This window comes from Campylobacter sp. RM5004, assembly GCF_022369455.1.
GTDB lineage: Bacteria > Campylobacterota > Campylobacteria > Campylobacterales > Campylobacteraceae > Campylobacter_E.
This window is the reverse complement of the sequence record NZ_CP059599.1, coordinates 1,313,379-1,324,586: the sequence shown is the minus strand read 5'-3', so window position 1 is coordinate 1,324,586 and position 11,208 is coordinate 1,313,379. Positions and strand designations below refer to the sequence as shown.

Sequence of the window (11,208 nt, the reverse complement as noted above, 5' to 3'; positions counted from 1 at the left end):
AAACAAGCATATTAAAAGGAGATTATTATGGAAATTTTTAGAGCAGCGAGTTCTCAGTATGATACTCAAGTAAGAGCGAGTGCAGAAACAACAAAAATGCGCCCAGTTGAGCAAACTCATATTGAAACAAATTCGGGCAAGCAAAAAAATGAAGAAATAGATAAGGAAATCACAAAAGAAAAGCTAGATGAGTCAATCAAAAAGCTTAATGAAAATATGGAAGAATTAAAAACTGATGTAAGATTTGGTTATAACGATAAAATTAATCAAATGTATGTAGATGTAATAGCTACAAAATCAGGTAAAGTAATTCGTAAAATTCCTAATGAAGAAGTAATTAAACTAAGCGAAAGTATGAAAGAAGCAATAGGAATTATATTTGATAAAAAAAGCTAAAAGGAGTTAGTAATGGCAGGAATAGGCTTAGTAGCAGGTGCAAACCAGTTTCAATTTAAAGAAAAATATGATGCATTAAAAGAAGCTGATCAAAAGCAACAATTAGCAATACCTAATAAAAAGCTAACTGATACACAAGCAAAACAAAAGGATTTAACAGATTTAACCACACTTTTAGGAACTTTTAAAGGGGATATTTCAAGTATTGTTGAAGGTGATGTGTTTTCTAAAAGTAAGGTTGATGCAACAGGAGAGAGTGCTAGTATCACTACAAAAAAAGGCGTAAAAGTAGGCGATTTTGATATAGACGTAAAACAATTAGCTACAAAAGATGCTTATCAAACTAATTCGTTTTCTAGTGAAGCTTATGGTATTTTTAATGATGTTAGTATTATTAATGATAAAGGTGAAAAAGAAATGCTTAAAGATGCAGAATTTAAAATCACCGTTAATAAACAAGAATTTACTATAAGAATCAATTCAGGAGATTCTATACAGAGCTTAAATGATAAAATTCTTTCAGCTACAAATGAAAATGGTAAAAAACTTAGCGATTATGTAAGCACTAAAGTTTTAGATACAGGTCATGATAATTATAGACTTATGATCACAAGTAAAGAAGCAGGAATTGATAATGAAATAGCTTTTGGTATATCAAGTAAAAACGATGATCCTAATGTAGCAGAATTTTCAAAAGCAGTTCTTAAAAAACTTGGTTTATTAAACTCAGCAAATGCTAGTTCGGTTAAAAAAGAGCTTAAGAGTGCTACAGAACAACTTGATGCTTCTAAGGTAATTTTAGGTGATAAAAATTATTTGGAAGATATACAAAAAAAAGTTTCAGAATTAACAGCAGATAAAGAGTTGAGTTACAAAATATCAGAACAAGATCCAAATGATAGCAGTAAAACTATTGAAAAAGAAGTTAAATTTACAATCAATAAAGATACAGATTTAACTAAATTAAGCGATGATGAAAGAAAAGCTGTATTTAATGAATTTAAAGATAAAACAAATATGGAGCAACAAACTAAAGATTGGGTTTCGTTTATCAAAAACAAAGGCGAAGAGCTGAATGTTAAATTTAAAGATAGCAGTGGAAAAGAACAAACTGTAAGTATTAATAAACTAACAGATTTTGACAAATTAAGTAATGATGAGAAAAAAGGATTACAAGAATTTTTTGAACTTCAACAATTTAATTATTTTGACAATGAATTAGATGTTAAATCAGCAGAGACTAGATTGAAGGCAATAGATACTTCGGCAAATCACGTTCAGACTGCAAAAGATTCTAAATTTGTTTATGAAGGTATAGAAATTACTAGAAGTACTAATAATATTGAGGATTTAATAATAGGTGCAAAGATTACTCTTAAAAAAGAAGGTGTAACTAATTTTAAAGTTAGCGATGACTTAGATGCTCTAACAGAACATTTAAATACCTTTACAACAAACTATAATGCCTTAGTTAATTCACTTGCTACTTCAACTGGATTTGATCAAGAGAAAAAGACTTCAGGAAGCTTACAAGGTATAACAGAGATTACGAGATTAAAATCTCAATTATCATCATTAATTACAAAAGCAGATGCTAATGGAATGAGCTTATCTGGTATGGGATTTAGTCTTAACGAAAAGGGTATTTTAGAATTTAAAAAATCAAAGTTTGAAGAAGCTTATAAAAAGAATGGCGAAAATATCAAATCGTTTTTACAAGGTAGCACAAAATATCAAGAATTAAACGAAACAAGTAAAACAATTAGTCAAAAAGTAGCTTTAGCTGAAGGTGATTTAAAGATTAATGGAAAAGATATTACGTTTAAAAAAGAGTTTTTAGATAAATTAAATGATCCAAAAAATACTATCACTCAAGGTGAATACTTAAATAAATTAGTTGAAGCTATAAATGATGCTAAGATTGATGGAGTAAGCGCAAAACTTGGAAAAGATGGTAATATTATTATTTCAAGCACAGGTAAAAATGCTTTAGAAATAAAAGGCTCAAGTGATAAATTATTACAACTTGGTTTGGAAGAAAAAACTATAAATACTATTAAAACAGAGCAAACTGGTATATTTAGAACATTTAAAGATACTTTAGATGGTTTAGTTGGCTCAAATGGAACTATTAGTAAGTATAGTCAGCAATTAGAAAAAGATGTAAAAGATTTAAATGAGAGTATTAAAAAAATCAATCAAGAGATTGAGAAAAAGTATGAAACTTTAGCAAACAAATTAAGCCATTATGATGGTATTTTAAAGAAATATGAGTTGCAAGGTAATACAATTAATGCTCTTATTAACTCAGCTTTTGCAAATAAATAAGGAATATGAATGGTAAGTAACGCATACGCAAGTTATTCACAAAATAACATAGCAGTAGATAGTAATGAAAAAATGATTGAACTTTTATACGAGGGCATACTTAGATTTTGCTCTCGTGCAAAAAAAGCAATTGAAAAAGATGATATAGAAAAAAAATGCTTAAATATCAAAAAAGCCACAGCGATATTTGTGGAATTATTAAATTGCTTAGATTTTGAACAAGGAGAAGTAAGTTATTATCTACAAGGACTTTATTCTCACCAAATTAGCACGCTTAGTAAGGTTATAATTGATAGTGACCCTGCTAAATTAGATGAGGTTATGAGAGTTGCTAATGGTCTGCTTGAAGCTTGGCGTGAAGTAAATCATATGGAGCTTTAATTAAAAATATAAGAATTAGGGATTTGTAATTCCTAATTCAAATTCTAGCTATTTTTATCTTCTAAATTACACATATTTTCAAGCTTTAAAATATTAAAAAAGTTATTCCTATTTTAAAGAATTTAAAATAGGAATTTAAGTTTATTAAAGTTTTCCGCCTTCTACCACAACGCTTTCTTTATCAATATCGTTGCCATAAACAGGTGCTAGAGTTTCATCGTAGTTTTTGTGAAAGAATTGTTCTTCACCAAGTTTGATAATTTCTGCATTAATCCATTCAAGCAATTCAGTATTTCCTTTTTTAACAGCAGGTGCAATCACATCAATATCGCCTAATTCACTAATTCCTACTACAAACTCAGGATTATTCTTAACCCAAGCAAAAAGCAAGGTATTATCGTGTGCAAGTGCAGCACCCCTACCATCTAATAAAGCTCCAAAAGTTTCAGTATTTTGGTCGTATTTTGCTAGATTTACGCCGTTTTTATTCTTTGTAAAATAAGCATCTGCAGTAGTGCCTTTATTTACGATTAAAGTTTTTCCATTTAATTCGCTAATATCTTTAATCTCTGCATTTTTAGGACTTGCAATACCTAAAGAAACTTTCATATAAGGCAATGCAAAATCAACAACTCTTGCTCTTTCTGGAGTTTTTGTAAAGTTTGCTAAAATTACATCAACTTTATTAGATAACAAAAACTCAACCCTACTAGCAGCCTCAACAGGAACAAAAACAACCTTTGTTTCATCTCCTAATAAATCTTTTGCAATTCTTTTTGCAAAATAAACATCATAACCTTGATAATTACCAGCCTTATCTACAAAACCAAATGGTGGTTTATCAGCAAAAACACCGATTTTAATATTATCTTCTGCTTTAATTTCTGCTAAACTTCTAGCATTTAACGAACAGGTTAGAATTGCCCCTGCAACTAATGATAAAATAGTTTTTTTCATAACTACACTCCTTTAAATTAAAATGTAGATAAATTTAAACTTGAAATTATTAATAAAAGATAATTTTAATCCTTTTTAAAATCAAACATATTTAAAAATTGTTTCGCTCGGTTACTTTTAGGTCTAGTAAAAAACTCTTCAGGGCTTGCAATTTCTATAATCTCTCCACTATCCATAAAAATTATTTTATCAGCAACTGCTCTTGCGAACGCCATTTCGTGAGTTACAATTAGCATTGTTTTTTCTTCTTTTGCAAGATTTAATAATACATCTAAAACTTCTCTTACAATCTCAGGATCAAGCGCAGCCGTAACTTCATCAAAAAGCATAATTTCAGGGTTCATACACAAAGCTCTTACTATTGCAATCCTTTGTTTTTGTCCGCCGCTTAGCTCTTTTGGATAGGCGTTAAGCTTGTGTTCTAAGCCAACTTTTTTAAGTAATTCTAAAGCTTCTTTTAAAACTTCATCTTTTTTTCTATTTTGCACTTTTATAGGTGCTAATAAAATGTTTTCAATTACGCTTAAGTGATCAAATAATTCATAACTTTGAAACACCATTCCAACATATTTTCTAATTTCTTGCCAGTTTTTAAAATCTTTTGAAATTACTTCATCTTTTATATAAATATTTCCACTTGCAATATTTTCAAGTCCATTTATACATCTTAAAGTTGTGCTTTTTCCACAGCCACTAGGGCCTATTAAAACAACCACTTCGCCCTTATTAACTTCAAAAGAAATATTTTTTAAAGCATGGGTTTTACCATAAAATTTATTGATATTTTCAAGTTTTAAAATACTCATTAGCTCCACCTTTGTTCTAGGATTTTTGATATTTTTGATAAAGGATAACAAATAATAAAATATATAAAAAATATTATTGTATAAATATATAAAGGTGCGAAATTACTTGTAAGCAATGTAACTTCTTTTAATTGATTGCCTATTGCTAAAACATCTACAACGCCTATTAAATAAGCAACAGAAGTAGTTTTTATCATACGGCTTAAAAGATTTATCACACTAGGAAGCAATCTTCTTGCTGCAAGTGGTAAGATTATAAATCTATACATTTGATACTTGCTAAGTGCAAGAGCGTTTGAGCTTTCAAACTGATGTTTAGGAATACTAAGCAAAGCACCCCTTACTAAATCCATCATTTCAAAAACTCCCCAAATAACAAAAACGATTATACTAGCAGTAATCGCATCTAAACTAAGCCAGCTAGACATTCCAAAATAAATCAAAAACAACCAAACAATAATAGGCATAAATCTTACAATTTCAAGCATTATTTTTAGAATATAAAAAATAATTTTATTTCCTAAACTCATAAAAACACCTAAAATAAGTCCGCCAATAATAGAAAAAAATATAGAAACAAATGATATAAAAAGCGTAACTTTTAAACCTTCAAAAAGTCTTTTATAAATATCTAAATCAAACAATATTTCACTCATCTTCTAATCCTTTTTTCTATTAAGCTAAGTATTAAAGATAATGGTAAAATCATTATAAAATAAGCTACGCATAACATAAATAAAGCTTCATTTGTAACATAATAAAGCCCAATAATATCTTTTGTAGTATAAACCAAATCAGCTAGAGCGATTACGCTTACAACCGAAGTTTCTTTGAATAAAAATATAATATTTGCACTTATACTAGTTATTGATACTCTAAGAGAAAGTGGCAAAATGATGTGATATAAAACTTGATTTTTACTTAAAGCTAGGGCATATCCTGCCTCAATTTGATGCTTGCTAATCGCATTAAGCCCAGCCTTAAGACTTTCAGCCATATAGCTACCACCTAAAAAAGCAAGTCCTATTACTCCACAAGAAAAAGCTTCAAGTTTAATGCCTATTTTTGGCAAGGCATAATATAAGAAAAATAAATGAATTAAAAGTGGAGTATTGCGTGAAAGCTCAATATAAGCATTGCAAACTAATCTTAAAAACTTAAACCTATGAAGCTCTACCCACATACAAAACAAACCTATTAAAAATGACAAAATCACTCCATAACAAGCGAGTTTTATAGTTAGATAAAAAGCATCAATAAAAAGTGGATAATACTCTTTAATAATCTCAAAATCCATCTTAACCCCTAAATCAAAATGGGTTAAAATATATCCTTTTTTGATAAATCAAAATGCCTATTTCAAATTCTTTAAAATTTTAAAGAATTTGAAATAGGAATTTAAGTTTTGTAATTAGTCTAATTTTGATATAAAATTTTAAGCATATTAAAAGTTTTGCTTATTTATAATCAAGCTTTTAATTTCGGCTAAGTTTTAGCCATACAAGGACAACTTATGAAAACTTCTAACTTCGGTGCTGATTTAGCACATTTTAAACACACTTATTTAGACAATTTTTATAGCAATTCAAAAGCTGTTATTTTGCTTAGTATTATGGCAACTTTGTATTTTGCTATTTTTGGCGGTGTGTTTGCAGTAACTGGTGAATTTACTCGCATAGGCGGAGAAATTCTAGAACTTTTTGGAATTGATTTAAGCTCATATTCTTATTATCAAAAGCAAAACCTAAATGGCACAATGCTTACTCGTGTAGATGGAGTGATGATTATAGGGCTAATTATTGGCTGTTTGTTAGCTGCTAGTATTGCTAATAAAGTTTATTTTAGAAAAATTGCTTCTAAAACAAGATTTTTTCAAGCACTAATCGGCGGGATATTAGCGGGTTTTGGTGCAAGACTTGCTTGGGGATGTAATCTAGCAAATTTTTTCACCGGACTTCCTTATTTTTCATTGCATACTTGGGTATTTGCGATTTTTATGATGTTTGGAGTAATAGCAGCCATTTTAACCCTTAAGATTAAAATATTTGCTCCAAAATACGAAATGATTAAGACAAACACCCCACAGCTTAAAATTGATTCTAAAATTAATCAAAAAAATAAAATAATTTTCTTTTTAAGTTTGAGTGCTTTTTTTGTATTTTTTATCTATCTTGCGATTAATGATACAAAAAATCTACCTATTGCTCTTGTTTTTGGGCTTATTTTTGGTTGGCTTATTCAAAAAGGTCAGATTTGTTTTACATCTTGTTTTAGAGATTTGTTTTTATTCAAGCGTTATGGTTTTTCATTAGCTTTGTTTATCTCAATGCTAATTGCTAGTATTTTTGTATTTGCTTTATTAAATAAAGGCTATAACGCTAAGGTTTTAGAAATATCTTTAGCGCTTTGTGTGGGTGCATTTATATTTGGCTTTGGCATTGTGTTTGCGGGTGGTTGTGAGTGCGGATTTTTATATCGTGCAGTAGAAGGGCAAACTCATTTTATGGTAGTTGGCGTTGGAAATATCTTAGGAACTATGCTAATTGCTTTAAATTATGATTATTTGCCTAAGTGGTTTTTAGCAGGTGAGAAAATTAAGCTTAGTGGATATTCAGGCTTTAGTATAAATCTTGCATTGTTTTTAATAAGCATTGCTTTAATTTTATTTTTTGCAAGGAGTAAAAAATGAAAATTGATTATTCTATAACGCTTTTAGGTGAGCCATGTCCATATCCAGCAATAGTTGCAAACGAAGCAATCAATAAACTTAAAAGTGGCGAAGTGCTAGAAATTATTAGCGATTGTCCGCAAAGTATTAATGGAATTGTGCCTGATATGAAAAAATTAGGTCATAGTTGCGAAGTCGTTCAAAATGGCTCGGTTTTAGGATTTTATATAACAAAATCTTAATAATTAGCAAGGGCTTTAAAGTCTTTGCTTGAAAAGTTTAAGAATTTGAATTCGGAATTAGGTTTTTCTTTTTTAAAATCTTTTCAATTTTCTTACGCTGTTTTGCTATGTATTTTTCGCCTAATGGTTGTGCTTCTTCTCTATGCTCTATTTCGTAAGCTCCTTTGCTTATCGCAGAATGTTTTAATCTATATTCAGTGTATAAAAAATAAACCGATAAATCATCAACAAAAGGCAATGAAAATAGCTTGGTTTTAGTTTGATATATTGTGTAAGTTTTTAAGTTTTTACCATTTAATAAAAACAATATTAAATAGCTTGATAAAATATTTAATATTGCAAAAAACATAACTATAGGAAAGAAAATGATTCTAGTTATAGGGTAGTCTAATCTATAATTTAAGCTTTTATTTTCTATTTCTTTAGTATTGTAAGTATCTTTATCAAATATATGTGAATACGCTAAAGCAGGTCGCTTAGATTGTAATCTAAAAACTATATCGCTTTTATTTATCGTTTCGCTTACTTTTTTATAACTTTTAGCAATATCAAAAAGACCTTCTTTATCTACTGCATATGTTTCAAAATATATCTTTTCTTTATCTACGCTAATGTAAAAATCATTATTTTTAACAAATCTAAGCCTTTTAATATGATTTGTCTTTATGAATAAAAAAATAAAAAATATACCGACAATTATTGTAGCTTCGCCTCTTCCTCTTAATCTAATCTCAGTCATTTCTGTGTGAGAAGCTTCAGGTAGTTTATCTAAATTGTAAGCTATAAAACAAATTGTGCAAATTAATAATAAAAAAGCAACAATATCATTAAATAATCTAATAAGCTCTAAGCTATATAAATAATCGTTTTTTTATTTTATAATCTTTTAAATTATCTATATTCAAAATTTTTCCTTAAAATCTTATAAGCTTAATATACAATATTTAAATTCCTATTTCAAATTCTTGCGAAATTTTATGAAATTTGATTAGGAATTTTATTTAAATTCCTAATATTTTTTAATTATCTAAATTGTATTTTTTTAATAATTTTAAATAAGTGCCGTTTTCTTTTAAAATATCTAAAGCCTTATTAAAATTATCTCTTAATTTTGTATTGCCTTTATCAAAAGCAAAGCTTGCTCCACTTCCTTTTATTTCTTTTTTTGCAAAGACTTTTAATTCAGGATAGCTTTTCATATAACCTTTAGCAACTGCAGCTTCTAGCAAAAATCCATCAATTTTTTTATTTATAGTTGCTAAAACAAGCACTATTAATTCAGCATTTAAATATGGTTTTACGCCTTTAATATTACTTAATTCTTCAGCTTGTAAAGTGCCTATTTGAGTTCCAAATATCGCTCCTTTTTCTAAATCTTCAATATTATTAAACTTATCATTATCTTTTAATTTTACGAAATAATTCATTCCTAAATAATAAGGATTAGAAAACTCTACACTTTTTGCTCTTTGCTCGGTTTTATTCATACCTGCTGCTATTACATCAATTTTTTTAGCTTTTAAAGCATTAATAAGTCCATCAAAATCCATAACTTTATATTCTATTTTTATATCTAGAATTTTTGCTATCTCATTTACTAAGTCTATATCAAAGCCTACTAATTCATCATTTTGAATATACTCAAATGGAGCATAACCTGATGTTGTTCCAATTTTTAAAATATCTTGTGCGAATATTTGCGAAATTAACGCAAAACTTAATAATAATTTTTTCATAAATTTTTCCTTGTAATAAAAATAAAAATTGCATAAAGCAAAACCTAAAAAATAAACCTAACAATAATAAAAATTAACAATGATAAAAATGTGAGAAATTAAGAAATAGAAGTAAGCATCAACGTAGTTTAAAGATTAATTTAGCAACACTCTTTTGCATTTTTCACTCCTTTAAAATAATTTAAATAATCATATCAGTAAATCTCATTTATGTTTGTAATAATTTTAATTTTTTTGTTAATTTTGTAACAAAATGAAACAAAATTAACAAAATTTAGTATGAAATTTCTTACATTTCATATTTTTCTAATAATTTTTCATAAATTCCTTGACTTTTTACAACTTCTAAAGCTTTGTTAAAATCATCTCTTAATTTTGTATTTCCTTTAGCAAAGGCAAAGCTTACTCCATCGTTTTCTTCTTTTAATTCTTGAAAGATTTCAAGCTCATTATAAGTGTTTAAATATCCACGAGCTACTAATTTATCAACAATTACCGCATCAACTTTATCATTTACTAATGCTAATACTAAATTAGCTATTTCAGAGTTTAAAAAAGGTTTTGTATTTGGAATTTGATTTAGCATATTTGCTTGAATTGAGCCTAATTGAACGCCTACGCTTAAGCCGTTTAAGCTAGTAATATCGGTTCTTGATTTTTTTCTTAAAAAGCAGTTTGAACCTTGATAATAAATATCGCTAAACTCAACATTTTTTGCCCTTGCAGGTGTATTGCTAAGTCCTGATGCTATCACATCAATTTTGCCAAGCTTTAAAGCGCCCATTAAAGCATCAAAATCCATAGGCACAAACTCTATTTTAATATCTAAAACCTTAGCTATCTCATTAACCAAATCAATATCAAAGCCAATAATTTTATCATCTTTAATATAGCCAAATGGAGCAAAACCCGGTGACATACCAACTTTTATCAAATCACTTGCAAAAATTTGCATAATAAATGCTAATAAAATAATAATTTTTTTCATAAAATTTCCTTTGTAATAAATATAAAAATGCTAAAAGCAAAAATTAAAAATTAACAATAATAAAAATAATTTGGGATTAAAAAAGTAGGGTAAGGGTCAATGGGCTTTAGTTAGTAAAAATAAATTAGTTCTAAGTTTTTGTTTCATGTCATCTCCTTTAAAAAATATTCTTGAGATTAACACAAAAAAGGTTAAGCAAATAATATTTAATAAAAAATATTATTTGCTTTGTTACTTTTAGTTACTTTTTTTGAAGAGTTTTAATATTTTTAAGGTTAGTTTTTTTAATAGACTAGTTTTTTGTGTAGTTAAATACTCAGCTATTTCAAGTCTTCCAAACATAAGAGCGAATGTATAAGGCGTCATGCCTAAGCCGTTGTTTTCATTTATGTTTGCACCATAGCTTACAAGTAATTTAACAATATCTAAATATCCTTTAAAGCAAACCCCTGCTAATGGGGTTTGCCCTTTATCGTTTTTCATATCTACATTTGCGCCATTTTCTAAAAGCATTTTTGCGCATTCGTAAGAGCCGTTATAACAAGCTAACATTAAAAGCGTATTGCCACGATGGTCTTTAAAATCTACATTAAATCCTGCTCTTATCATATTAAGAAGAGTGTTATGGTCATTGTTTCTAGCAAAATCTAATGCCATTTTACAAAGCTCATCATATCTTGCTAATTCGGCACTACTTACTTGCATA

The 11,208-nt window shown here is 28.1% G+C and carries 13 protein-coding genes; 5 read left to right on the top strand and 8 right to left on the bottom strand.

Annotation, left to right across the window (positions count from 1 at the left end; all coding sequences use genetic code 11):
* The first annotated feature begins 27 nt into the window (after positions 1-27).
* Genes AVANS_RS06540 through fliS form a run of 3 tightly spaced genes read left to right on the top strand, consistent with a single transcriptional unit; the run spans position 28 to position 3,105 of the window.
* Positions 28-396 carry a flagellar protein FlaG gene (locus AVANS_RS06540; protein WP_239817089.1) on the top strand — a complete coding sequence of 123 codons (369 nt, stop codon included), beginning with the start codon at positions 28-30 and terminating at the stop codon, positions 394-396.
* A gap of 12 nt (positions 397-408) precedes the next feature.
* Positions 409-2,724, top strand: a complete 2,316-nt coding sequence (gene fliD, locus AVANS_RS06535) for a flagellar filament capping protein FliD (protein WP_239817088.1) — start codon at positions 409-411, stop codon at positions 2,722-2,724.
* A gap of 9 nt (positions 2,725-2,733) precedes the next feature.
* Positions 2,734-3,105 carry a flagellar export chaperone FliS gene (gene fliS / locus AVANS_RS06530; protein ID WP_239817087.1) on the top strand — a complete coding sequence of 124 codons (372 nt, stop codon included), beginning with the start codon at positions 2,734-2,736 and terminating at the stop codon, positions 3,103-3,105.
* Positions 3,106-3,249: 144 nt separating this feature from the next.
* On the opposite strand, the gene AVANS_RS06525 is transcribed toward fliS, so the two are convergent.
* The 4 genes from AVANS_RS06525 to AVANS_RS06510 all read right to left on the bottom strand — a co-directional run bounded on the left by AVANS_RS06525 (position 3,250) and on the right by AVANS_RS06510 (position 6,165).
* The gene (locus tag AVANS_RS06525) at positions 3,250-4,062 is read right to left on the bottom strand and encodes a transporter substrate-binding domain-containing protein (RefSeq protein ID WP_239817086.1); all 813 of its coding nucleotides are present in this window, start codon (positions 4,060-4,062) and stop codon (positions 3,250-3,252) included.
* 65 nt (positions 4,063-4,127) lie between these two features.
* Positions 4,128-4,868, bottom strand: coding sequence for an amino acid ABC transporter ATP-binding protein (locus AVANS_RS06520; RefSeq protein WP_239817085.1), 741 nt, complete (start codon positions 4,866-4,868; stop codon positions 4,128-4,130).
* Positions 4,868-5,524, bottom strand: coding sequence for an amino acid ABC transporter permease (locus tag AVANS_RS06515; protein ID WP_239817084.1), 657 nt, complete (start codon positions 5,522-5,524; stop codon positions 4,868-4,870). The genes AVANS_RS06520 and AVANS_RS06515 overlap by 1 nt, the downstream gene beginning before the upstream one ends.
* The gene (locus AVANS_RS06510; protein ID WP_239817083.1) at positions 5,521-6,165 is read right to left on the bottom strand and encodes an amino acid ABC transporter permease; all 645 of its coding nucleotides are present in this window, start codon (positions 6,163-6,165) and stop codon (positions 5,521-5,523) included. Before AVANS_RS06510 ends, AVANS_RS06515 begins: the two co-directional genes overlap by 4 nt.
* A 216-nt stretch (positions 6,166-6,381) precedes the next feature.
* On the opposite strand from AVANS_RS06510, the gene yedE reads away from it, so the two are divergent.
* A complete protein-coding gene (gene yedE, locus AVANS_RS06505) occupies positions 6,382-7,557 on the top strand; it encodes a selenium metabolism membrane protein YedE/FdhT (protein ID WP_239817082.1) in 1,176 nt (391 codons plus the stop codon).
* Positions 7,554-7,778 (top strand): sulfurtransferase-like selenium metabolism protein YedF, encoded by a 225-nt coding sequence (yedF, locus tag AVANS_RS06500; RefSeq protein ID WP_239817081.1) that lies wholly within the window; start codon positions 7,554-7,556, stop codon positions 7,776-7,778. The genes yedE and yedF overlap by 4 nt, the downstream gene beginning before the upstream one ends.
* 37 nt (positions 7,779-7,815) lie before the next feature.
* Here the strand turns inward: yedF and AVANS_RS06495 are convergent, their stop codons facing one another.
* The 4 genes from AVANS_RS06495 to AVANS_RS06480 all read right to left on the bottom strand — a co-directional run bounded on the left by AVANS_RS06495 (position 7,816) and on the right by AVANS_RS06480 (position 11,207).
* Positions 7,816-8,517, bottom strand: coding sequence for a hypothetical protein (locus AVANS_RS06495; RefSeq protein WP_239817080.1), 702 nt, complete (start codon positions 8,515-8,517; stop codon positions 7,816-7,818).
* Positions 8,518-8,797: 280 nt separating this feature from the next.
* A complete protein-coding gene (locus AVANS_RS06490) occupies positions 8,798-9,514 on the bottom strand; it encodes a transporter substrate-binding domain-containing protein (RefSeq protein WP_239817079.1) in 717 nt (238 codons plus the stop codon).
* 289 nt (positions 9,515-9,803) lie between these two features.
* Positions 9,804-10,502 carry a transporter substrate-binding domain-containing protein gene (locus tag AVANS_RS06485; RefSeq protein ID WP_239817078.1) on the bottom strand — a complete coding sequence of 233 codons (699 nt, stop codon included), beginning with the start codon at positions 10,500-10,502 and terminating at the stop codon, positions 9,804-9,806.
* Between the two features lie 237 nt (positions 10,503-10,739).
* Positions 10,740-11,207, bottom strand: coding sequence for an ankyrin repeat domain-containing protein (locus AVANS_RS06480; RefSeq protein WP_239817077.1), 468 nt, complete (start codon positions 11,205-11,207; stop codon positions 10,740-10,742).
* Position 11,208 lies beyond the last annotated feature (1 nt).